The organism is Gimesia aquarii, from assembly GCF_007748175.1.
GTDB classification, from domain to species: domain Bacteria; phylum Planctomycetota; class Planctomycetia; order Planctomycetales; family Planctomycetaceae; genus Gimesia; species Gimesia aquarii_A.
This window is the reverse complement of record NZ_CP037422.1, coordinates 2,672,535-2,697,078: the sequence shown is the minus strand read 5'-3', so window position 1 is coordinate 2,697,078 and position 24,544 is coordinate 2,672,535. Positions and strand designations below refer to the sequence as shown.

Genomic DNA, 24,544 nt, shown 5'->3' with positions numbered 1-24,544 from the left:
CAAATGATTAGTTCCGCATAATCGACATAACCATGCAGAACAGCCCTGCTGCGTTTTCTATCGTCGTGAATCTGGTCACATTTTGATGCCTATGTCGATTGTAGGAGTAGATTCCGCCGGGATCTTTGAAATAACCCGAACGACCGTTTTTATTGATAATCTTGCTGTAGGATTGCTATCGTTTGTAATCTTCCTATTTTAAACTCGGTGGAGTCTGTACTATTTCAGGTTGGATTCAGTGAATATAGCCGTTTCCTCAATAGGAAGTACCTTAAGATTAGAGAGTTACTTATATGGATGATTCTCAGCAGAAACCCGTTTCAAAGAGCATGACCACCACTCATCAGAGTGAGAAACAAGGTCCTCCCAGACGTCGTTGGCTGGTACGTGGATTGGTTTTACTCTTATTGATCTCGTTAATTGTCAATTTGAGTTTTTATGCCTTATATCAAGAATATTTTATGTCTAGTGGTGGCCCCACTGAGCAATTTGAGGCAGGTGATCGATATGCGACAGAAAAGATTGCCATAATTTCTGTCACAGGGACAATTATGCCTCCCTTCACTGAGCGAATTTTGAAATCGATCAAAAAAGCAAAGGAAGATGATCAGGTCAGAGGTATCTTGCTGGAAATTGACAGTCCAGGAGGTTTTGTGGCTGATAGTCAACAAATCTATCACCGTCTGTCTGAACTGAGTAAGAAGAAACCGATTTTCGTTTATATGAAGCGGATGGCAGCTTCGGGAGGATATTACATAGCGATGGGTTCTGGTGAGGACGGAGTCATCTTTGCAGAACCGACAACATGGACCGGTTCCTTAGGAGTGATTATTCCCCGTTTTGATATGAGTGGGCTGGCTGAAAAAGTAGGTGTGGTATCAGATCCATTAAAGACGGGAGAATTCAAAGATGCGTTGAATCCGTTTCGAAATCTCACCAAACGGGAACGCGCCATCTGGGATCATATTCTGGATGAGTCTTATCAACGCTTTTTAAATGTCATCACAGACAATCGAAAGAATCTTGATTATGAACAGGTAAAAAAATTAGCAACAGGGCAGATCTATCCTGCTATCGATGCAAAAGAGAACGGTTTGATAGACGAGATCGGTTATCAAGAAGATGCCATAGCTGGTTTACAAGAAAAGATCGGACTCAAAAAAGTTCGCGTGATCAAGTATAATCATCCTGCATCCCTGGCTGATATATTGCTGGGATCTGCAGAAGCAAGTCAGGTGGAGAACCGCAAGCAGGCACTTTTAGAATCCACAGTTCCAAGGGCGATGTATCTCGCTTCATGGATGGGAGATTTGCCTGGCTGGCAATAAGTTGAATTAGGCCCGTATGTCTACCAGATGTAAAGCGAGCATATGTTTGCGCAAGAAGAACCTTCAGTTCCTCCTTCAAATCCTTATCTGAATGATTCCTATTCTTATGGTGCGCCGTCGCCTGTGATGGGATTTGTTTGGGACGCCTTCTGGTTTCTTTATTTTATATTTATGATCTGGATGCTGGTCGATTGTGTCCGCAAAGATCCGGATCGTTTTTTATGGTTTTGGGTGATTCTGGTATTCCAGCCTTTTGGAGCGTTCATTTATTTCTTTATTCGCTGGTTGCCTACCAATCAATTTCAGCTTCCAGAATTTGCTAGACCCTTATTTCATCAGCGTCGCATCAATGAACTGGAGACAGCGGCGTTACAAATTGGTAATGCCTACCAGTTTGTGCGTTGGGGAGATGCCTTGAAAGAGGCTGGTATTCAGCAGAAAAGTTTAGATGCCTATCTTCAAGCATTGAATAAAGAACCGGATAACCTGCAAGCGTTGTGGGGGGCCGCACAAATTGAAATGCAGCTTAAGAAATATGAGAGCGCAAAAACCCGTTGTCACCTCATTCTGGAAGCCGATCCCGAATACAAGTTTGGCGACGTTTCGCTGTTGTATTGTAAAACGATCTGTCAATTAGATACATCAGAAAAAGCCAGAGAGCATCTGACAAAACATACAAAACGTTGGCGACAACCTGAGGCCATGTTTATGCTGGCAACATTGGAAGCAGAAGCAGGTGACCACCAGGCCGCGCGTAAAACTTTGCAAGGCATGTTGCTTGATATTAACGGAAGTCCGCGGGGAATCGCGCGCAAGTTCATTCGTTGGAAAAGTAAAGCGCGGCGATTACTTAAGCATCTACCAAAGTCCTAGATAATCCCATGTAAGGGACCACCCGGCGCACCAAGTTGATCGACTCGTTTGGTAATTTCAGGATCTTCAATTAAAGGAGGCGCATGGTGTGGCTTGATGCGTGCATCAATCACCAGCGAACCCTGGCAGCCCCAATGTTTGTTTTCTATAAATGCTTTTATGCCATCAATATCACTGGCGGGATTGGAGCGGGTGAAAACCGTCCACAGAAAATTATTCAGAGTGGCGGCGGTGAAGGGGCTGTCATCGACGAGTACAGTCAGCGGGAATTCATTGATGGGATGAGCTAACGGCAGTTCGTTACAAAAACGAGGGAGGTCTTGATTGTTTTCCTCAAATGCTGGTGCCCTGATAGCCAGAATACCAGGGTGGCAGAGTTTCGGATCAGAAAATCCAGCTGGTAGTGAGAAATTATCAGGAATGGATGTCGGTAGGGCACGTTTTTTCGGACCAGCGGCCGCCATCACGACTTTAGAGCCAGAATTAAAGCCTGTTCCCGAATAATCAAGCGTATCCATTGTTGTGCAGGTTTGAAAATGCAAGTCTCGTTTCCAATCGATACGCTCCAGTAAATGTGTCAAAAATGCTCCGATATCTTCTGCATCCAATTCAGGGGCATCTTCATGGGCCACAATCATCAGATATTTAGCCAGGCTTAATTGGCCCTGTCCCAGAATGGCATTTGCGTTGGTTAAAATTTCCTGTGGTTTACGCTCTTTATCGTAAGGAGTGTAACGTTCGCTCCCCACTGCCAGTAGTAAGGGATGGACGCCCGCAGCATCGACGGCATGTACCTGATGCACGCCTGGAATGACCGAGGGAATCGCAGGTCCTGTGATCTCATGGATGATGGCTCCAAAAGCGGTATCTTCCTGAGGAGGTCTGCCGACGACAGTGAATGGCCAGATGGCATCATTGCGGTGGTAGACGGATTCCACATTCATCACAGGAAAGGGGTGAGCCAGACTGTAGTAACCCAGATGATCGCCAAAAGGTCCTTCGGGAAGTAATTGTTCCGGATCGACCCAGCCTGTAATACAAAAGTCGGCATCAGCGTAAATCGGCAGGCCGTTTTTATTCCGAATCATACGAATGGCGCGTTTGCTCAAAGCACCGGCAAAAGTGAGTTCCGAAAGTCCTTCCGGCAATGGCATCACAGCAGAGAGCGTCATCGCAGGAGCGCCACCAACAAAAATATTGACTTTCAGAGGCTCTCCTTTTTCAATTGCTTCGGCATGATGAACACCAATGCTACGGTGAATCTGGTAATGCAGTCCGATCTGTTGATTCGGTTGATACTCATTTCCAGCCAGTTGAATTCGGTACATCCCCAGATTAGAGTTCATTAAGCCGCCACGTTTGGGCGATTCTGTATAGACTTGAGGCAGAGTGACAAAAGGGCCACCGTCATCAGGCCAACTTCGGAGTTGGGGCAGGTCCTGAAGCTGAATTTGATTTTCAATAACGGCACCACGGGAGCGAGAACGCGGCAGCATGTGTAACAAAGAGAAAGGAACATCGAGATAGCGCAGGGGGTGCTTCCAGAATTGGGAAGGATCTACTTTTAATTCCACGAGATGATTCACAGCCGCTAAGGCATCGCGAAAAATATATTGCGTGCGTTCGAGTGTACCAAACAGATTACTGACCATCGGGAATCTGCAATTTCGCACATTAGCAAAATAAATGGCAGGGCCGCCTGCCTGATAGACACGGCGTTGGATTTCCGCCGCCTCTAAATTGGCATCGATCTCTTGTTCAATTCGGATTAACTGGTTCGTCCGTTCCAGGTCGTTGACACACTCACGCAGTCCTCGGTATCCCATCGGGGCCCTGTTCCATTCATGCAAAATTAATTATTCGTTGTCGCCATGAGCAGATTAACGGTTGCTGAAGAATTATACCACGCAGAAGTCCAGTGAACACTGGATTGCTGTTCCGTTTATGTTTGCATTCCAGCATCGATCTTCTATGATTCGCCTGCAGTCGTATTTTTTTCTTATCTTAAGATCTATTTTCAGCGAATTATGTAAAGATCATTATGGAAGCAATAGCCAATGGATTGATATTGCTGGTGCTATCAGTCGGCCATGCTGAGCTCTGGATCGTGGTCATCAATCGCACACACGCTCTGCCGATACACGATGTCCGCCTTAAGAGACTGAGGCATGTGCTGGAGCTATTAATGGTTCTATTTCCCATAGTGCTTTTTCTCTCTGTGGGCCTGTATACTCCAGGGGTTCTGGTAGGTGGGGACTGGAATCAACTCCCTTTTTGGTGGAAGCCTGTCCTATTCGTGTGTGCCTTGGGATTTCTGGGCTTCTTGTATTCCGGGTTTCGCCATCTGCTTTACAAACCACCACGACAACAGACCGAACACCAGTCTGAGCTGATCCACATCCGCCAGCGACTCAATCAGGATCTGATCGGAGAGGGGCCCTATCATTATCTGGCCGGTCTTCCCTTTAACCAGATTTTTAGTGTGGAATTCACGGAGAAAAAATTCGAACTTCCCCGACTACCGGCGAACTGGGAAGGTCTGAGAATCTTGCATTTGAGCGACTTACATTTTTCTGGTACTTTGAAACGTGAGTATTTTATCGAGCTATGTCGGATTGCTCAGGAAACAGAGCCTGATCTGATTATCTTCGCTGGTGACCTCATAGACGAAATGAAATGTCTCGACTGGCTGGACGACACACTGAGCCCGATGCAAGCACCTTTGGGGTGTTTTTTTATACTAGGTAATCATGACTGGCATCAGGATAGTCTTCAGATTCGAGAGACTTTGATGAAAGCAGGTTGGATCGATCTGACTACTGAGCCATTTCTTTTGGAGTATGAAGGACACACGCTGCTACTGGCGGGAACCGAAGTCCCCTGGATGGGAGCGCATCCGGAACTCAAGCAACCAGCTATAGAGGAAGGTAGTGGAGCAGAGTCTGACTTCCTCTTGCTCGTCAGTCACACCCCCGATAATTTTCATTGGGCTGTTCGACAGGGGTATGACCTGGTACTTGCCGGTCACACTCATGGCGGGCAGGTCCGCTTCCCTTTGATTGGCCCGGTCTTTACGCCGAGTTTACACGGGACGCGTTATGCAAGTGGGACGTTTGCCCGTGGTTCGACTGTGTTGCACGTCAGCCGTGGTGTGTCAGGGATTCATCCGTTACGCTTGTTCTGCCGTCCGGAAATCAGTCTATTGACATTACATACAACCGATTCAGAAGATCGATGAATTCAGGTTGTTTTCAGCGTGTTTCAGATTGCCTTGCCGAGGCTTGACGCGCAAATCCATTTTCCGAAACATGAAATTCTGCCCAGACCGGTAAATGATCGGAAACGACCAGGGCTTCTTTTTCAGTTAACCCAAAGCGTGTTTTGAAATCATAAATGCCAGACTTTCCGGTGAATTCCTGCGAACGGTGACGGCTGAACAAGATATTGTCATATTGTTTTGATTTTCGGGTATTCGTGGGGGTTTTGGAGACGGTCCACATGAGATCGGGGACCATTCCCAGCTCTCCCAGATTCCGATCATTAACATTCAAATCGCCAAGCAAGATGACATCGTCTTCCTGGCTGCCATCGTTGGAAACGACTCGGTAAACATCGTCCAGAACATTCAGTTCTTGTTTCGTTTCATCCGGGTCGGTGTGAATATTGATTAAAGAAAACGTAAACGGCTGCTTGCTGGAAGAGCTCAATGTCTGAAAATGAGCAATGTAAGGGGGGCGATGCAACTTGTCGTATTTGTCGATCACCGTATAAGTCCATTTGTCGTTTACAGCAATTCGTTCGGTATTATAGAAGTAGGCGTACTGTTCCTTGCTGGCAGTTCTTCCCAATCTGGGACCAATCAGGTAGGCATAACGGTGGTTTCCAGAGTTAACAATGCTCAAGAATTCGTCCATAAATGATTGATCCTGCGAACGAATTTCCTGTACAGCGACTACATCAAACTGCTGGATAATACGTGCCAGAATTTGAGGTACTTGTGGTTTTTTCATTTTGCTTTGACCAAACACCTGAATATTAAATGTAGCGATCCGAATAGTATTTTCAGATTGCGGCAGGTCAATTTCGGTGGAATCCCAGTCTGATGGCGTCGAACTGGAAATCGTAGAAGAGACGAAATCAGTAATCCAGTTTGTGACCTGCTTCGGTTTGATTCCAAAATGAAACATTCCTCCACCAAGCAGACTGACCAGTAATAAAGTCAGCCCACGTGATTTCCATGATCTGAGGAACGGAAGTTTGAATTTGGGTATCAGGGCCATAGTACCATCCGTGGTAATGTGTATGACGGAAAAGAAGTAGGAATCTGTGGAAAACTATGCCAGTCCATCTGGAGATGAGAGACCGAAGAATGGAGCCGAAATGTAACAGATTTTCGAATGATCGTGTAGAGCAAATTTTAAAGAGGAAGTTTCACTGGAACGTTTCCCCCTTGCCGATCTACCTCAGATCCGATACGCTTAATTCCGTGGACCGTGTACATATTTCGCTGTTGTATCTCTTATTCTGACAACAGCTTACATGAAGGGCATCGAATACTTTGTCTCGAAGACTGACGATTACGGTTCCTTCTCTCAGCTTCGGCGGTGCAGAAGGTGTTGCCACCATGATGGCAAACCACTGGGCGCACGTCGGGGATTCGGTCACTCTCATTACCTTGGATTCTGCGAAAACTGATACGTTTACGCTTTCAGAATCAGTCCAGCGGTATGCTTTAGGTGTGATGCAGGACTCGAAGCATCTGATTCAAGCAGTGTTTAATAACAGGCTGCGTGTCAGACGATTGCGGGAAATGGTTACGGAGTCTCGACCCGATGTTGTCATCAGTCTTACTGATCGCATGAACGTTTTGACGTTGCTGGCAGCGCGAAAAGCGAACTGGCCTGTTCTGATCTCAGAACGTTCTGACCCGCGGCATCATCCGATCGGGCGACTGTGGTCTTTTTTGCGAAAACGAACCTATCCACGAGCGATCAAATTGATTGTTCAAACTCAAGGAGTTGCTGAATTTTTCAAATCCTGGATGCGACCCTTACAAATCGAAGTCATTCCGAATGCCGTTCCCATTCCTCGTTCAGCACAAGTTCCGATTGTCACAGAACAATCGCTTAACTCACGGCCGGAGTCGAATGTGATTTTTGGTATGGGTCGGCTTTCTTATGAAAAGGGTTTTGATTTATTAATCGATGCGTTTACTTTACTGGCGGCTGAATTTCCCGAATGGAAGTTATGCATTTTAGGAGAGGGGCCGTTACGTGAATCATTACAAGCGACTATTGATGAACGTGGATTACAAAACCAGATCGAATTGAAGGGTTGGGTGGAAGATCCTGAACTCATTCTGGACCAGGGAAAGCTGTTTGTACTTCCATCGAGATATGAAGGGTTTCCTAATGCACTGTTACAGGCGATGTCACGTGGTTTGGCCTGTATCAGTCTTGATTGTGATAGTGGACCGGCAGAGATCATTCGCTCCGGAATCGATGGGTTATTGATACCACCGGGAAATGTTACTGAAATGGCTAATACTCTCAAGCATTTAATGAGTGATAAAACACTACGAAAGAAATTTGCCGTCAATGCGTTAGAAGTGACGCAACGGTTTTCCGTGACACAATATTTTCAGCACTGGGATCAACTCATCAATCAATCGATTTCCTGAAGAGTTATTTTATGAGACAATTTGTCATACTTCGCCATGACCATCCTCAATTGCATTGGGACCTGATGTTGGAAGAAGAAAGCGTGCTTAAAACCTGGCGTCTCAATGAGCCACCAGCCATTGATCCGACATCGGATGAATCGTCAATCGATCTGGTTGCCGAAGTGCTGCCCGATCATCGGCTGGTTTATCTGGATTACGAGGGACCAGTCTCTGGAGATCGTGGTGAGGTTCAGCAGTGGGACCGCGGTACGTTTTCACTTCTGGAACGGAGCGATGATTCAATTGTGGCATTGTTAACAGGAGAAGAACTGGCGGGACGGGTCACACTCAAAAAAACGGACCAGGAAAACCAGTGGTCGTTCAATTACACCGCGTTTTTTTAATGTGGTTTATTGGTTTTCAGCAACTGCTTTTCCGGCAATGCGAAACAGACCAGGTTGAACTTCCAAGGCCGTCAAGTCGGGCAATTCATTTTTGCCATGATCCAGGTTCACGATTAACGCGTCGTTGCCATTATTTTGCCCCCATTCAATATGCCAGCCATCCTTACGTGCTTCCTGGATCAAATCTGCGATTGCTTCTTCAATTGGAATAGGGAGTAACCCAGCCCGCGCGTTTTCCAGCTCAAGAACAAGGCGATTTTTTTTCAGTAACCAGGGCTTGAATTTCAGACTGATGATGCCCGACCATTTTTTCAATGACAAACGGAATCCCAATTCGACCTGATCGTTTCCAAACTTGATTCTTGGATCAGAAATTCCTTTTGGTACCCACTCGTTGTATTTTTGATGCAATTCTTCTGCCAGCCATGCATTAATCTGTTGTTCGCTAAATTCCTGTGACCATTGTGGTTCATGATTGTGTACATCATTCACCAGTTGCATCGAACGTTGAACGAACTGTTTGGCTTTTTGCTGCCGGACTTCCGGTTTCGATTCGGCCTGAAGTGCTGCCTGATAAAATTCAGGAACCTGAGCAGAAGACCAATAAAGGCCTCCTGTGACTCCTCCCAGCAGGAGCAGTAGTACAAAGAGAAGTAGTAAAAAACGTTTCATAAGGAAATGCTAGGTCGCATCAAGAGGAGCGTCAAGACCGGTACGTTGAGAGAGAATTTGCGGAAAACGCAGTATTGCGCTAAGTTGAATCCTTAAAGATACTTGTCGAACGCTCGAAGGTCTTTTATGATCGGTCGTCCCGATCCTGATTACCGTGCGAAACTTTCTAGTATCGTACGTTTGAGATTTCAGGAATCCTCTCGTTTTTGGCAGCCAAGAGAAATAATAAGAGCATTTTTATGAGTACCGTTCGAACCCGTTTTGCCCCTAGTCCAACAGGCTACATGCATATTGGAGGTATGCGGACTGCTTTATTTAACTGGCTCTGGGCACGGCACAACGGTGGGCAATTTATTCTTCGCATCGACGACACTGATCAGGAACGCAATCTGTCGGAAGCGCTCGATCCCATTCTACAAGCATTTAAATGGTTGGGACTGAATTGGGATGAAGGACCCGAAGTGGGAGGCGACAACGGTCCTTACTTTCAGTCCGAGCGAAATGACCTTTATCGGTCCGCCGTCGATCAACTATTGACGGAAGGCAAAGCCTATCGGTGTTATGTTCCGACTGGAGAGATCCCATTAGATCGGGATGAAAAACTCGGATTCATGCGACAAAGACCCTCATTGAAGTTGTCACAGAATGAACTAGATCAATATGTTGCAGAAGAACGACCCTTTGTCGTGAGACTGATGGTTCCCCACGATCAAAAAGTACAAATCGAAGATGCCGTTCGTGGGTATGTGGAATTTGATACTAATCTGATGATCGATCCCGTCATTATGCGGGCCAATGGGACGCCTCTTTATAATCTGGCGAGTGTGATTGACGACGCGCAAATGAAGATCACACATGTGATTCGTGCGGAAGAACATCTTTCAAACACACCAGTGCAGGTTTTGATTTTCCAGGCATTGGGTTATGAATTGCCACAGTTTGCTCATATTCCGTTTGTGGCAGCACCCGGTGGAAAAGAAAAACTGAGTAAACGAAAGCTCGATAAATATCGTAAGAGTCCCCAGTTCAAAAAGATGTTTGATAAAGCAGAAGCTGTCTTTCCACGGATTGGTCTGGAAAATGCCGGAGGCCTTGATCCTGTGATGGTCGAATATTATGAGAAGATTGGCTATCTTCCCGAAGCAATCTTAAATGCGCTCTCCCGATTGGGCTGGTCTTTAGACGATAAGACCGAAATTATGTCGATGGACACGATTATCGAGAACTTTACCCTCGATCGCATTGTCAAATCTGCTGCAGGCCTTGATCCGGACAAACTGCTCAGTTTTCAATCACATTGGATGAATCAATTATCCATGGATGAAAAAGTAGAGCGCTGCAGTCCTTTTCTGGAAAAAGCAGGTTTGGTTCAAGACGCGAGTGCTCCCGAAACCAAACAAAGGATCAGCCAGGTGATTATCGGGATGGAAGATCGTTTGAAAATCGCCAGTGACATTCTGGACTTCGATGAATTTTTTGTTGCCGACGATCAACTGGTGTATGATGCAAAAGCGTTCAAAAAACGAATTAAAAAATCAGCAGAAGCAGTTACTCTGTTAGAAAAACTGAAAGAAAAGTTAGCCCAGGCCAGCGACTTTAATGCGGAGGCATTAGACCAACTGTTGCACGACTTCGTGGAACAGGAAGGGGTTGGTATGGGGCAGATTATTCATGCGTTACGTGTGGCCGTCAGTGGAAAAGGGACGGGAATCGGCATGTTTGATTGTCTGGCAATTCTAGGGAAAGAGAGTTGCATTCAGCGAATTGATCGTGCGATTTCTCTCAGTCAGAGTGAGTAATTAAGCAGTAGAATCGAGACAGGCTGGTCCTGTGATTGATGAAATCATTTAAGGAGTAGGGGATGTCGACTCCCGAAGAAAAAACACCAACCGATTTTATTCGGACAATTATCGAGGAAGATAATCAATCAGGCAAACATGAGGGGCGTGTGCATACACGTTTTCCGCCTGAGCCGAATGGTTATCTGCATATCGGGCATGCCAAATCAATCTGTATCAATTTTGGTATTGCCGGTGAGAATCCAGGTGGCCTTTGCAATCTGCGATTCGATGATACCAATCCTGAAAAAGAGGACGTGGAATACGTCGATTCGATCAAAGAAGATGTTCGCTGGCTGGGGTTTGACTGGGCGGATCGTGAGTATTTTGCTTCTGACTATTTCGATCAGCTTTATGAATTCGCGATTGCACTGATCAAAAAAGGAAAAGCGTACGCCTGCGATTTGCCAGCAGATAAAATGCGCGAATATCGAGGAACTGCAACCGAACCAGGTAAACCAAGTCCGGGTCGTTCCCGGTCGGTCGAAGAAAACCTGGAACTCTTTGAACGCATGAAAAATGGTGACTTTAAGGAAGGCGAATTTGTCTTACGTGCCAAAATCGATCTGGCTTCACCAAACTTCCATATGCGCGATCCTGTGATCTATCGTGTGCGACACGTACATCATCATCGCACGGGAGACAAATGGTGTATCTATCCAATGTATGACTACACGCACTGTATTTCAGACTCGATCGAAAAGATCACTCATTCCATTTGCACACTCGAATTTGAAGACCATCGGCCACTTTATGACTGGATTCTGGATGAGCTGGAAATTTTTCATCCTCAGCAAATTGAGTTTGCACGCTTAAACATGACTTACACTGTCATGAGTAAACGGAAACTATTGGAACTGGTCCAGGGTAACTACGTTTCTGGCTGGGATGATCCACGCATGCCGACGATCTGTGGAATGCGACGCCGGGGCGTGACACCAGAATCAATACGTGAATTTTGTAAGACCATTGGGGTGACGAAATTTAATTCCATGACGGATAAGGTCGTACTGGAAAATGCCATACGCGAACACTTGAATCAGGTTGCTCCGCGGGTGATGGGGGTATTAAATCCTTTACGTGTGGTGATCGATAATTATCCCGAGGATACGACCGAAGAACTAGATGCGATAAACAATCCCAACGACGAATCTGCGGGCACCCGTAAAGTACCTTTCTCAAAAGTCATTTACATCGAGAAAGAAGATTTTATGGAAGATCCACCAAAGAAGTTCTTCCGACTTTCTCCCGGCAAAGAGGTTCGATTACGTTATGCGTATTTTGTGACCTGTGTCGATGTGATCAAGGATGATTCAGGTGAAGTGGTCGAATTGCGTTGTACTTACGATCCTGAGACGAAGGGGGGAAATGCCCCCGATGGTCGAAAAGTCAAGGCAACAATTCACTGGGTTTCGGAATCACATGCCGTCGATGCGGAAGTCCGACTCTACGATCACCTTTTCAAGACTCCCGATCCTGAAGATTTGCCCGAAGGAGTTGATTATAAAACGAATCTCAACCCAGATTCGTTGCAGGTTTTAACGGGTTGCAAGCTGGAGCCGAGCCTGAGAGAGGCCGAGCCGGGCAGCCGCTTTCAGTTCGAACGTCTGGGATACTTTTGTGTGGATTGTCACGATTCCTCACCTGAGAAGCCTGTATTCAATCGAACTGTGACATTGCGGGATGCCTGGGCCAAGGTCGAAAAGCAGCTTCAGAACCAACCCAAAAAGAAGTGAGAAAAACATAGGGATTCTGAGCTATTAATAGTCAATCCTGAAGAGCGCATAAAAAAACACTCGTCGGATTGAGATCCGACGAGTGAGCCCATGCACTTCAAAGTGCTCATGTTTTCAAACTTTGAATTATGGTGTTCGCTGAGCTACCGAAAAATCACTGTTGGATCTAGCGGGAGCTGATTGCTCAGAGCGTGGAACACGACGAGTCCAGCCACTGGCACGAACGATTGAAGGTAGTGAGTTTCCTGAAGACTTCGGCTTATAACCGGCTCGGCGTGTGGGGGGGAATGCCGACTCGGTTGATTCCTGATAAGACGAACGTCGGAATGCAGGATCATCATCTAAGCTGGATCTCCGTGGATCAGAAGCAGGATCTCGTTTGTATTGGTCGCCGTTTGCATCAAACGTGTCATCTTTCTTTTTGTTTAATGCAGATCGTTGACGAATTGGCTCCGGGGCTCCCGCTGAAGTATAAGGTTCAGGCGTGGGAAGTAAGGCTGTGGCTGTTCCACCAAATCCACCATTAGATGGATAGACATAAGCAGTACGGGTGGTGGGAATCGTCCGCATTACAGTGACCGGCTTCATGGCAGTGACTGTTGTCTTCACATATCGTGTGGAGTTAACCGCAACTTTGCGAGTCGTTGTATAAGGAACCATTTTAGCGACGTTGTATGTCACCTTCCGAGTTTGATGTACGGCAACCTGACGTGTGACAGGCACGTTTTGTGTCACAACGTTGGGAACGTAGTGTCTGGTAGTGCGATATTGTGGCGTGAATGCCATTCTCATCGAGTAACCGGTTCGATTCATCCATCCCAGCAGAGTGGGACGGTTATCGTAGTCACAAGGAGACACACGTGGGATGCAATGACGTTGTGCTACCCAGCGACCCATGTCTCTTTGAACCTGCCGACACTCCGTCACATTCTGATATGACGTGTATGGCACATCAACGGTTCTGGGCTCAAGTACCTGCCGGTACTCAGTCACCTGCTGATCAACATATTTGGTTTCCGTAACCGGCCTCATCACTGTCTGATTGACAGGTCGGTATTCCGTTACCGGTACCTGTCGATAAGTTGTTTGAGTTACCGGAATCGGACACTGTACCACTGGCTGTGGACAGCAGTTTTGAATTACGGGTGGTGGTGCACAGGTATTACAGTTGTCAAAGGGCCGCCACTGAGCCTGGGCAGTACCAGCAGCCAACGAGAACAAAGTAATCCCCACTACGGGAATTGAACGAATGACGCATTTTAACATGAGCATGTCCTACAAAGAGAGTCTTTGAGAGGGGTATTTGAAAGAGTAATGTGAAGTGTGCAAGGTTTAGAAGCTAAGGCTCGCTGCAAAACCATTGCGATGGGGCACGGTTTTTATGAAAATTTGAAAAAGGGGTCAAGTCGTATTCGGCAAAATGCCGATAAGGTGCTGCCTGAGTTTTGCAAAAATGGATTTAATTATTGATTTTCAATAGAGTTAGCGGAATTGAATCTTTTTGAGAGTTTGCTGAACGAGGAAAAAATAAAGACAGGTTTGTGTGGATTACGAGAGAAAGCTGATCTCTGGAATGCGAAATTGCCGATGAAATCCCTGTTATCGGGCAAAGTAATTCCTTCTTTTTCGGAGATTCCTCCTCGATAACACCGTATTCACGAAATGACATCATCTGGATTTATCTGACGTGTATTAAAGATTTAGTTTTAATAGACTTACATCTTCAATACAGATAAGATTCCTGTTGCTGGCAATATGGATATTGCTATAAGATCTGTCGTTTCATAATACAGTAATCATCTCATTTGCTCGATCCCTTCACTCCTGCCCGGTTGTTAAGATCGAATGAGAGACCAATTAAGTAGCAACATGGAAGTTGTTCTGTGGACAATCTCTCTCCAGACAATCAGGAACGCTCATTCCTCGGCGAGACGTTATGCGCGATGACCCAGTTTGTGGTCACTCACTCTAAGTTTAGTCTGGCATTTGCGCTCATCATTTCCATTGGTTGTGTGTTACTAACGGTCTTCCGTTTGGAATTCAAAACAGATCGTGCTGATCTAATTGATCCTACAGCCGCCTTTCATAAAAAATGGATCAATTATACAGAGAGTTTTGGTAGTTCTTCTGATCTTGTGTGCGTCGTAGAGTCGGATACTCCCGAAGCGATTAAGTATGTATTACGCGTTCTGGGAAAGCGGATTGAACAACATCCAGAGTTGTTTGAAAATCCGTTGTATCAAATTGATCCTGGGGATCTTCCGTCGAAGGGATTGCAATATTTGACACCCCAGCAGTTACAGACGGGATTAGATCGGTTAGATGAATACGGTCCGATCTACCGTGGTGGACGTTGGGATCTAACACAGGTTGATTTGCTTTATGATCGGCTACGATATCAGATTCAGTCGCGATCCACGAGCTATCGTGGGGTAGAACGCGAGCAACATCTGGAGCCTCTCTTCAACCACGCTGCGATTCTATCGAACAGCATGTCGCGTTATCTGGCGAATCAGAGTGATTTTCAGTCTCCCTGGCCTTCAATTGTTCCCGTGAATGAACGAATGCGAGAGCGATCACGAGAAGTGATCTATCTATTGAACCAAAGTGGGACGATGGGATTTCTCAAAGTATTCCCCGTTCATCAGGAAAACGGGTTTGATGGTGCGACCAATGCGATTGAAAAAATGCGCAGTATCATAGGAGAAGTCGCTGCCGAAAACCCGGAGGCAAAGATAAGCCTGACTGGAATTCCGGTACTTGAGAACGATGAGATGCGCAAATCACAGTCGGATATGATTAATGCATCAATCATCTCCTGTCTCGGCGTGGGTCTCTTGCTATTTATCGGGTTTCGAGGTTTTAGACATCCCATCCTAGCGTTGATCATGCTGTCGGCAGGCATGGCGTGGGCGTTTGGATATACGACGTTAACCATTGGTCACTTAAATATTCTTTCGGTTTCTTTCGCTGTGATTCTGATCGGGCTCGGAATCGATTTTGGAATACATTACCTGGCTCGGTACATTGAACTGCGTCATCATGGCGAAAGTCTGGAACCGGCACTCATTAAGACATCGGGTACCGTAGGAACCGGCATTGTCACAGCGGCATTGACGACAGCGTTGGCCTTTTACTGTGCTGGGTTGACACCTTTTCTGGGAATTGCCGAGTTAGGATTCATCGCCGGTGGTGGAATTCTACTCTGTGCAGTTGCGACATTCATCGTTTTGCCTGCACTGTTATCACGGGCTGATCGGAATATCGAAGTCAAGCAGATGCCAACTCCATTTCAGGGGAAATGGTTACAGAAAATTATCATCCGATTTCCACGGAGTGTGGCTTTGTGCTCTTTGGGTGTGGTTGCTTTCTGTGCGGTTCAGATGCTGCAAAAAACAGACGACGGTTGGAAGTCTCGTGTGGTTTATGATTATAACCTGCTAAACTTGCAAGCTTCCGGTCTGGAATCGGTGGAAGTTCAAAAACGCATTTTTAATGATGCTCAAAATTCTCTTTTGTTCGCGGTTTCGGTGGCAGATAGCGTCGACGAAGCCCATGCGCTCCGCAGGAAGTTTGAAGCATTGCCTACCGTACATCATGTTGAAGAGCTGGCTTCGCGCGTTCCCGCTCATTCGCCACGTGAGACAAATCTGCTCGTTCAATCGTTTCGGGCTCAGTTAGAGCAATTGCCCGATACTGTTCCCTATGTTAACAGATTGAATCCTCTCATTATTGGACGAAAACTGGAACAGTTCTATGTGCTCTTATCTCGCTATAACCACCCGAAAGCTCAGGCGACGGCACGTGTGCTCGATCAATTTCTGAATCGATTTGAGTCGATGACACTGTCTCAGCAATCACGGTTTCTTGATGAATTTCAATATCGCACAACGGCTTCTCTGTTAGGTCAATTTAAAGCATTACGTGGAGCTTCCGACCCGGCTCCTGTTCGTTTTTCAGATCTTCCTCGGTCTTTGACTTCTCGCTTTGTGAGTGCAGAGGGGAAATGGTTGATTCAAGTCTATCCCCGCGATCATATCTGGGAGATTGGTCCTCTGGAAGAATTTGTAAAAGAGGTTCGCTCCGTTGACCCCGATGTCACTGGAACGCCATTACAAAATTATGAGGCTTCGCAACAGATCAAAGTCAGTTACAAAACAGCTTCCGTTTATGCTCTGGCTATTATTTGCATCGTTTTATTGTTCGACTATTTAAGCCGTCGACACGCTGCCATGTCGATGATTCCTGCGTTGGTTCTTGCAACTTGCACCTGGTTTATTCTCTTCAATCGAGGAACGCCCATCAGTATTGAAGCTGCGATAGGCATGTTTCTGGTGATGTGCATCGGAGTCGCGTTTGTTTTAGATCGACAAAGTCTTTATGACGTTTTTTTGACAATGCTGCCTCCCGTCATTGGTGGTATTGTCATGTTTGGAATTCTGGCAATGATGTCGATCAATCTTAATCCAGCAAATTTAATTGTGTTGCCCTTGATTTTAGGAATTGGCGTCGATGACGGCGTGCATGTCGTTCATGATTATCGGATGAAAAAAGGCGCCTATAAAACATCTCCGAGTACCATTAATGCCATCGTTTTGACCTCGCTTACTTCCATGATCGGTTTTGGAAGTATGATGATCGCAACGCATCGGGGGCTCTATAGTGTTGGTCTGGTGCTGGTGATTGGTGTTGCTTGTTGCCTGTTCGTTTCCCTTGTCACCTTACCAGCTCTCTTGACCTGGATTTCTAATCGCGAACAAGAGACAGATTCGGTAAGTGTCAATAGTGGAGATGACAGGCAAAACAAGCATGGTAAGAAGCGGCGAAACCGCAACGAAATGGAAGCCGCCGCCTGATTAGGTGCTTACATGATCCAGCCGCCGCCAAGCACTCGGTCCTGATCATAAAGTACCACCGCTTGACCTGGTGCAACACCATATTCCGGATTATCAAACGAAACACGGAAGCGATCTTCGTCTAGAATTTCAACGGTGCAGTCTGCTTCCTTGTGCTGATACCTGATTTGAGCCTGACAGCGTATTTCAGAACCGGGACTGTCAATTAGCCAGTTGCTACGATTGGCTTCTAACGTTTTTCGAGCCAGATCCTCGCGCGTTCCGATTACCACGCGCTTTGATTCTGGTTCAATTTTGATGACAAACCGAGGTGTTCCAAAGGCAACACCCAGCCGTTTGCGCTGGCCGATGGTATAATTTTCGAAACCATTGTGGTGGCCGACGACGTTACCCTGAGTATCAACCATTTCACCAGCGGTTTCCTGCTCACCACGATAGCGATTGAGAAAGCCAAAATAATCATTGTCGGGTATAAAACAGATCTCCTGGCTATCTGGTTTGTTAGCTGTTCGCAAGCCGGCTTCTCCCGCCAGTTCGCGAATTTCCGGTTTGACGAATCCTCCCACTGGGAACATGATTTTATCGAGCAAACCGCGATTGATACCAAAGAGAACGTAGGACTGATCCTTTGATCGATCAAGACCGCGTACCAGTGCCGGCTGACTTTCTCCGGGAACAGAATTCAATTGTGCATAGTGACCGGTTGAGATATAGGAAGCGCCGACTTGTTCTGCGAACTCCCAGAGCTTGCCGAACTTCAGCCAGTTGTTACACATGACACAAGGGTTGGGTGTGCGACCGGCAAGATATTCATCGGCGAAGTAGTCTTTGATACGTCCGAAGGCGTCTTTAAAGTTGAGTGCATGAAAGGGGATGTCCAGCATATCAGCGACACGGCGGGCATCAGCGGCATCACTGGCCGAGCAGCAACCTTGCTTGTGAGATTTGGAATTGAGTATGGGCAATGTATTTTTATCGTCCGTTGCGCAGACTGTTTCTTCTGTCGCACCCGACCGCATGAACAGCCCGATCACTTCGTAACCCTGCTCCAGTAATAAATGGGCGGCTGCGGAACTATCGACCCCGCCACTCATCGCCAATACAACACGCGTAGACATATCTAAGAAAACTCAACTCGATTTGCTGAAGAATCAAAACTGCCAGAGACAATATTTTATTATAGACGGCTCTGAAGCTGATCACAGGGATTAAGGATTGAGAAACTTCTGATTTCAAATGAAATCAGGGACATCAGTTGGCTTCCAGGTCAAGATGCTGTGCTTTGGGAATTTGCCTTTGAATCTCTTCCTCGATTTTATCGATCTCTTCCGTCAGAGTATCAAGTAGATCCTTTGTATAATTCTGACAAAATTCCTCGAATTCTTGTTCATTTTTTATATCTGGATAAGCGGCAAGCGCTTTTTTCTTAAGTCGTTTCGACAGTTCTGCAGGATTAAAACTGAGGTCTGCTTTAATTCGATAATTATCGATGGAAAGCACGCGAGATCTGAGATCGATGACATCGTCAATCAGGGGATTATTTTTCAAAATCTGAACGACTTGTTGTTTTTCTTCACGTGGAATACTGGGGCCAACCAGCAATTCCTGATTACGAATGATGAGCCAGACCGCAATCCCACCCAGCAAAACTCCAATACCGATCGAACCGATAGCGTCCCAATAGTGATGTCCTGTTATTTGAGTGAGCAAAATTGCAGCGAGTGCAATAATCACACCCAGACAGGCAGCACCATCTTCAAGAATGACGGCAACCGCAGCCGGATCAGCTTCATATCGAAGATAATTATGAAAGGGTTTATTGTAACGAACCGCGTTTTTCCATTCCCCTTTGATCGCCAGGTAAAAAACGATTGCATCAATAACGAGCGCAAACAACAGTGCCCCGATGGCCCAGTTCATTTCTCCCATCGCTAATTCCGGAGGATGAAAGAGTGATTGCACGCCGTGATAGATGGTCACGCCACAGCCCAGAAAGAAGATTCCAACAGCGGAGATTAAAGCCCATACATAGCGTTCCCCCGCATAACCATATTCAAATCGTTGATCAGGCTCCTGATCGGCACGTACTAATCCGATGAGCAATAGAATTTGATTGAAGAGATCTGCAATCGAATGAATTGTTTCCGAAAGCATAGCTCCTGAACCAGTGATGAGAAATGTGGCTCCTTTGGCGATCGTAATCATCGCATTACCTACTAAAGCAGCAACGACTGCGAATCGGGAATTGCTTTGAGCCATATCTGATTTACCTCTGGATGACTGATTTTCTCCGTATTGAACCGAGGAATAAAATAGCAAAATGCCAATGTAAGTGCTATTCAAAGTAGGGAGAGCTGGCTGAAACGGGGGGCATCCTGCCAGGCAACATTAGACTTATTAAACCCGTCAAGATTTGAAGGAATCGATAAAAGCGGTATTGATACAAGCTTTAATCTATTATTAACTACAAAAAAAGTCCCTCAAACAGCTAGCTGATTGCTTGAGGGACTTGGTCGTGAGTATGGGGGTTCACTTATTTTGAAGCACTCGCTTGGGTTTCATTGAATTTCTTGGCGAATTCAATTTCAGCCTGCCAGCGTTTGACTTGATTTTGAGACGCGGTGAAAGCACTTGCAGCTGCATTGGCCGCGTTTTGTGAAGCGGTTGCTTTATCGGTTGCGGGCTTCAGAGCTTTCTGTAATCCGGCCAGTTTAGCTTTTGCGGCATTCAGAGCAGCAGTCATCTGTTTGATTTGTGGTGTGTATTGTGCAATTTTTTGTTGATTGGCTTTGACTGTAGCCTGATGGGTAGCCAGATTTTTCTGCTCGGCTGTATTTGCTGCCACTCTTTTATCCAGTGCCGCTTTCAGCTTTGCTGCTGCTTCGGCCAGATCTTTATCTCCGGCTACTTTTTTACTGATGGTATTCGCTTTGGCATGTGCCTCTTTGATGGCTGCTAAAGGTGCATTGATTGCAGCGATCTTTTTGGTTGAATTTGCAGCATTGCCTTGAGCACCTGTTAATGCTTTTTGACTGGCCGCTAAATTTGCATTCAACGCGTTCAACTTGTTTTGCAGATCGGTTTGTTGTTTCTGTGCAGCGACAATGTCAGCATTTACTTTTGCGACCGCCGCTTTATCAGCCTGAGCGACAGCTAAGAGCTTTTGATGATTCGCCTGAGTGGATTTCAGTGCGGCTGTTGCTGCCGTGAGACGCTGCGACAACTGTGGTGGGTTTGCCGTTAATTCGCCTGCTTCTTTTCCATCGGCTGCGTTCCAGACTTTAATTTTTCCCGTCCAGTCGCCGGCGATCACACGGTTGGTTTCATCACAAATGGTGACGCTGACAGCAAGATCTGCGAAAGCAGGCAAAGCGCGGAGTTGTTTTCCAGCCTGATCCCAGATCTTTGTCACGCGATCTCGACCACAGGTCACGATCCGACCATCACGGGCAAATTCAATACTTGAGGTTCCGGGGTTATGTGCATTCCAGGATTTGACGTTCCCGCCGTTTTCCAATTCCCAGAGTTTGACTGACTGGTCTTCACTACTTGTGGCAACGATATTGGAATCAGAACGCCAGGAAATTCCTGTGATTCCGCCTTTATGTCCTTTCAGAGTCAGGTATTCGCTACCTGTGGCCGCTTCCCAGACAAAGGCGCCGCCATTACGGTCACCAGAACAAAGCAAAACGGAATCCGGGCTGAAGGCCAGTGAGGTCATCCAGTCTGTATGCTTTCGAATTTCATAAGCGAGTTCTCCCGTGCTCGTGGAATAGACGCGAATGACTCGACTGGGACTACCCAGGGCGATAAATCTTTGGTCCGAACTGATATCAGCACACAGAACCGAATCGAGTTCATCGCCGACTGTAAAGAGGCGTTTTCCTGTTTTCACATCCCAGACGACCACTCGTCCACTTGCACCAGCGCGACCTCCACCAGCCAGCAATAAACTGCCATTACGGCTGAATTTCAAGACCTGTGGAAAACCTTCCGGGAAGGGAAGTACGCCTAACAGTTCCAGTGTTTTAGTATTGTAAAGCAAAATCTGTTTTTGACCTGCTACAGCGGCTAAAGGAGACCAGGGATTGGTAGCTAAGGCAGTCACAGCCGTCCCCAGACTGGTATGGACAACAGGTTCCAGACTCATACGGGGAGGCATGGGAGGCGGTCCCTGTGGCTTACCTGAAGACGCACCTTTGAGTGCAAAATCGAACTTTGGTTTCTTGATGACGACTTTACTGCCTGCGTTTTCAGGGGCACCACCATCGATCCATGCTTTAATTAAGGCGAGATCTTTGTCGGGGAGTTTATCTGATTTAGGAGGCATGAATGGTTCAGATTCATGCGTGACCAGCATGTATAAATAGCTGCCGTCAGCATCACCAGGTTCAAGTGACTCTCCAGCCGCTCCCCCTTGCATCAATCCGGTGTAGTTAGTCAGATCCAGGCCAGACGCTTTTTTGTCCGTGTTATGACAGGCAAAACATTTCGCACGAAAAATGGGCTTGATGTGTTCGTCAAAAGTGATTTTTACTTTTTTCTTGGGCGCGGGCTTTTTATCCTCAGCATGCAGTCCTGTAGATAGCAGGGAGACAAACAAACCGGCGACAATGAACCGTTTGCCAAGTTGACGGCACCAATGATCAGAGAGTGAGTTTTTCATAGTCATACCATATTAAAAGCGAGCTTCCAGTTGAAACTCTTAAGTTGCTTAGCCGAGTTCTCATTTAATGATTGAATAGAAACTCTCGAGAGTTCAATAATGACCAGAATACATCGTTTAAGGTATTCGCTTGATCTTTTTTGTTTGCATCAAGTACTTGAACCAGTGAAGAATATTCTTTATCAGTTGGTTTACGTGAGATACAGGAAATATACATTTCATCAACGATTTCCAGAGGCTTCTTGCCAGCTTTGAGTCTGGAGTCAACAAATTTGCCCTGGACGATTTTGTTGTTGACGGTATCACCATTCAGCAGGTGCAATGCTTGTGAAAGGCTGGGTTCCATACGTACTTCACAGGAACAGACGGTATCACGTTTGGCACGACCAAATGTAGTCAGGAAGTAAGTTGAAGTATTTCCGTCGGCAATCTGAACTGCACGAGCCCCCAGAGGCAAGCCACGAAACTTATTAGGTGCATTGGTAACTTGACTGATGCAATCGAGTAACACCTCAGCACGCATGCGTCTGGGTAATGCATGTGAGAAATTTGTCAAATCCTTCTCATTGGAGGTATTTGTCTGGGTCGAAAGCTGATAGGTTCGCGAAGTGCAAATATCGCGTACCAGTTTCTTAAAGTCATAGTTGTAGTCGGTGAAACGTTTTGCAAGCTCATTGAGCAATTCAGGATTCACTGGTGGATTACTGACACGGACATCATCGACTTCATTGATGATTCCTTTACCAAAAAAGTGAGCCCAGACAATATTACTCAGGTTAGTGGCAAAGTAAGGATTCTCTTTCGAAGCTAACCATTGTGAAACAACGACACGACGATCTTTACCGCGGGTATCAGGTTCAATACCGCCTAGAAACTTTGGTTTCATGACGCGTTTATCAACGAGGTGCCGAACTTCTCCGCTACCGCGATTATAAATAATAGACTCACGAGGATCTTCACTTCTTTTACGGCCAATTTGGGAGAAGAAAGAAGCAAAGCTGTAGTAATCATCCATCGTCCAGCGATCGAAAGGATGATTATGACATTGAGCACATTGAATTCGCATACCCATGAAAACCTGTGCTACATTCTCGGAAACTTTTAATGTGTCGCGTTCATTTTCATAGTAGTTGGTTGCTGCATTGGCGAATGTACCACCGGTAGAACCAAGAAGTTCCTGAATCATCACGTTAATAGGAACATTGGAAGCGATCCGTTCCTGTAACCAATTGTAATAGAGCAAGGCTGATTTATAGCTGATACGGTTATTTACCGTTCGAATTTGCAGTAATTCCGACCATTTCATGACCCACATTTCTACAAACTCTTTGCGGTTCAGTAATTTATCAACAAGTTTGTCCCGTTTTTTCGGGTCTTTATCAGCGACAAACTGATTGAACTCTTCGATTGTGGGAAGGATCCCACAGATATCGAGACTGGCACGACGCAGAAATTCAGCATCAGAGCAGAGCTCGGAAGGAATGACTCGTAACTTCTTTAATTTGTTGTGAATGAGTGTGTCGACATAATTCGATTCGGGGACATTGGGCCATTCAAAACTAAGTCCCTTAGGCAGGACGACAAAGTGCGATCCCACAGTGTGTGTATCGAAGCGGGCCATAATAAATGCTTCACCACGATTGTTGGCGGTAATCAGTCCTTTTTTCGTAATCGTCGCTGAATTGTCATTATTAGAGGAGAATGATGCCAGGGAAGTTACGTCACGTGTCGTTCCATCGGAATAGGTAGCCACAGCAGAAACCTGTTGTTTGGTTCCTTTTCCATCCATGACTCCACCTTTAGGGTAAATTTCCACTTTGGTGACAGTCGGAATGACGCCCGCATCGTAGGGGGCACCAGCTTGTAACCAGCGAAGCACGGCTGTGTAATGTTCTGAACCTTTTTCATAAAGCTTCCCACCTGTATGTGGTACAGCACCGATGGCTTTTTCGATCAGGAGACTTTCCTGTGGCAGGCTGAGGTTAATACGCCGTCCACTGAGTTCGCGTGTTAAACGGTGATGATCACCTTTAGGGTCGAATCCGAATAGTGACAAACGGAATCCATCTTTTCCTCGGGCGGCACCGTGGCAGCTTCCTGTATTACAACCCGCCCGCATGAACGTGGGCATAACGTCCAGGTTAAAGCTGATGGGGCGATCTTCTTTCGCTTTCACAACTTTTGCGTGCAGTTTTACATTCGTACCACCAAAGCTGGCAATTAAATCTGTTTCACCATCAGCGGCTGGGTAAAGTACGGTTTTGTCGAGACGCACAATGCCAGGTTTTACAGGTTTCAATTGTAATTGTGCTGTGACATCCTGAGTGAGGCCATTGTCATACACGACCTGGGCGATGATTGATTGACGATCACGACTGGTAGTCAGTTGAATATTTTGTGGATAGACATTTAATTTGACCAACTTAGGTGCTGGCTTAGGAGCAACGGGCTTTGCCGGTGCAGGTTTGGCCGGTGCAGGTTTGGCCGGTGCAGGTTTGGCCGGAGCAGG

16 protein-coding genes are annotated in these 24,544 nt (G+C 46.3%); 8 read left to right on the top strand and 8 right to left on the bottom strand.

Annotation, left to right across the window (positions count from 1 at the left end):
• Nucleotides 1-293: 293 nt before the first annotated feature.
• Complete coding sequence (gene sppA, locus V202x_RS10605) at nucleotides 294-1,328, top strand: signal peptide peptidase SppA (RefSeq protein WP_232098935.1); 1,035 nt, start codon at nucleotides 294-296, stop codon at nucleotides 1,326-1,328.
• Between the two features lie 42 nt (nucleotides 1,329-1,370).
• The gene (locus tag V202x_RS10600; RefSeq protein ID WP_145174120.1) at nucleotides 1,371-2,201 is read left to right on the top strand and encodes a tetratricopeptide repeat protein; all 831 of its coding nucleotides are present in this window, start codon (nucleotides 1,371-1,373) and stop codon (nucleotides 2,199-2,201) included.
• On the opposite strand, the gene V202x_RS10595 is transcribed toward V202x_RS10600, so the two are convergent.
• The gene (locus V202x_RS10595) at nucleotides 2,198-4,027 is read right to left on the bottom strand and encodes a UbiD family decarboxylase (protein ID WP_145174118.1); all 1,830 of its coding nucleotides are present in this window, start codon (nucleotides 4,025-4,027) and stop codon (nucleotides 2,198-2,200) included. The two genes, V202x_RS10600 and V202x_RS10595, sit on opposite strands and share 4 nt — an antisense overlap.
• Before the next feature lie 215 nt (nucleotides 4,028-4,242).
• Between V202x_RS10595 and V202x_RS10590 the strand changes: the two genes are divergently transcribed.
• Nucleotides 4,243-5,439, top strand: a complete 1,197-nt coding sequence (locus tag V202x_RS10590; protein WP_145174116.1) for a metallophosphoesterase — start codon at nucleotides 4,243-4,245, stop codon at nucleotides 5,437-5,439.
• A gap of 13 nt (nucleotides 5,440-5,452) precedes the next feature.
• Here the strand turns inward: V202x_RS10590 and V202x_RS10585 are convergent, their stop codons facing one another.
• The gene (locus V202x_RS10585) at nucleotides 5,453-6,481 is read right to left on the bottom strand and encodes an exonuclease/endonuclease/phosphatase family protein (protein WP_145174114.1); all 1,029 of its coding nucleotides are present in this window, start codon (nucleotides 6,479-6,481) and stop codon (nucleotides 5,453-5,455) included.
• Between the two features lie 278 nt (nucleotides 6,482-6,759).
• On the opposite strand from V202x_RS10585, the gene V202x_RS10580 reads away from it, so the two are divergent.
• Nucleotides 6,760-7,881 carry a glycosyltransferase family 4 protein gene (locus V202x_RS10580; RefSeq protein WP_145174112.1) on the top strand — a complete coding sequence of 374 codons (1,122 nt, stop codon included), beginning with the start codon at nucleotides 6,760-6,762 and terminating at the stop codon, nucleotides 7,879-7,881.
• An 11-nt stretch (nucleotides 7,882-7,892) separates the two neighbouring features.
• The gene (locus tag V202x_RS10575) at nucleotides 7,893-8,267 is read left to right on the top strand and encodes a DNA polymerase ligase N-terminal domain-containing protein (protein ID WP_145174109.1); all 375 of its coding nucleotides are present in this window, start codon (nucleotides 7,893-7,895) and stop codon (nucleotides 8,265-8,267) included.
• Between the two features lie 6 nt (nucleotides 8,268-8,273).
• Here the strand turns inward: V202x_RS10575 and V202x_RS10570 are convergent, their stop codons facing one another.
• Nucleotides 8,274-8,939, bottom strand: coding sequence for a hypothetical protein (locus V202x_RS10570; RefSeq protein WP_145174106.1), 666 nt, complete (start codon nucleotides 8,937-8,939; stop codon nucleotides 8,274-8,276).
• A gap of 239 nt (nucleotides 8,940-9,178) precedes the next feature.
• Here V202x_RS10570 and gltX point away from each other — a divergent pair, with 239 nt between their 5' ends.
• Together gltX and V202x_RS10560 are read left to right on the top strand one after the other, a co-directional pair.
• A complete protein-coding gene (gene gltX / locus V202x_RS10565) occupies nucleotides 9,179-10,738 on the top strand; it encodes a glutamate--tRNA ligase (protein ID WP_145174103.1) in 1,560 nt (519 codons plus the stop codon).
• A gap of 62 nt (nucleotides 10,739-10,800) precedes the next feature.
• Nucleotides 10,801-12,513, top strand: a complete 1,713-nt coding sequence (locus V202x_RS10560; RefSeq protein ID WP_145174100.1) for a glutamine--tRNA ligase/YqeY domain fusion protein — start codon at nucleotides 10,801-10,803, stop codon at nucleotides 12,511-12,513.
• A 126-nt stretch (nucleotides 12,514-12,639) separates the two neighbouring features.
• Here the strand turns inward: V202x_RS10560 and V202x_RS10555 are convergent, their stop codons facing one another.
• The gene (locus V202x_RS10555; protein ID WP_145174098.1) at nucleotides 12,640-13,779 is read right to left on the bottom strand and encodes a hypothetical protein; all 1,140 of its coding nucleotides are present in this window, start codon (nucleotides 13,777-13,779) and stop codon (nucleotides 12,640-12,642) included.
• Nucleotides 13,780-14,396: 617 nt separating this feature from the next.
• Here V202x_RS10555 and V202x_RS10550 point away from each other — a divergent pair.
• A complete protein-coding gene (locus tag V202x_RS10550; protein WP_145174095.1) occupies nucleotides 14,397-17,369 on the top strand; it encodes an MMPL family transporter in 2,973 nt (990 codons plus the stop codon).
• An 8-nt stretch (nucleotides 17,370-17,377) separates the two neighbouring features.
• Here V202x_RS10550 and mnmA read toward each other — a convergent pair whose 3' ends face one another.
• From mnmA to V202x_RS10530, 4 genes are all read right to left on the bottom strand, one after another.
• Nucleotides 17,378-18,487 (bottom strand): tRNA 2-thiouridine(34) synthase MnmA, encoded by a 1,110-nt coding sequence (gene mnmA / locus V202x_RS10545; protein ID WP_145174092.1) that lies wholly within the window; start codon nucleotides 18,485-18,487, stop codon nucleotides 17,378-17,380.
• A 133-nt stretch (nucleotides 18,488-18,620) separates the two neighbouring features.
• Nucleotides 18,621-19,628, bottom strand: a complete 1,008-nt coding sequence (locus tag V202x_RS10540) for a cation diffusion facilitator family transporter (protein WP_145174089.1) — start codon at nucleotides 19,626-19,628, stop codon at nucleotides 18,621-18,623.
• A 274-nt stretch (nucleotides 19,629-19,902) separates the two neighbouring features.
• A complete protein-coding gene (locus V202x_RS10535) occupies nucleotides 19,903-22,035 on the bottom strand; it encodes a c-type cytochrome domain-containing protein (RefSeq protein ID WP_145174086.1) in 2,133 nt (710 codons plus the stop codon).
• Between the two features lie 64 nt (nucleotides 22,036-22,099).
• On the bottom strand, nucleotides 22,100-24,457 hold the full coding sequence (locus V202x_RS10530; protein ID WP_409996681.1) for a DUF1549 domain-containing protein: 2,358 nt from the start codon (nucleotides 24,455-24,457) through the stop codon (nucleotides 22,100-22,102).
• Nucleotides 24,458-24,544 lie beyond the last annotated feature (87 nt).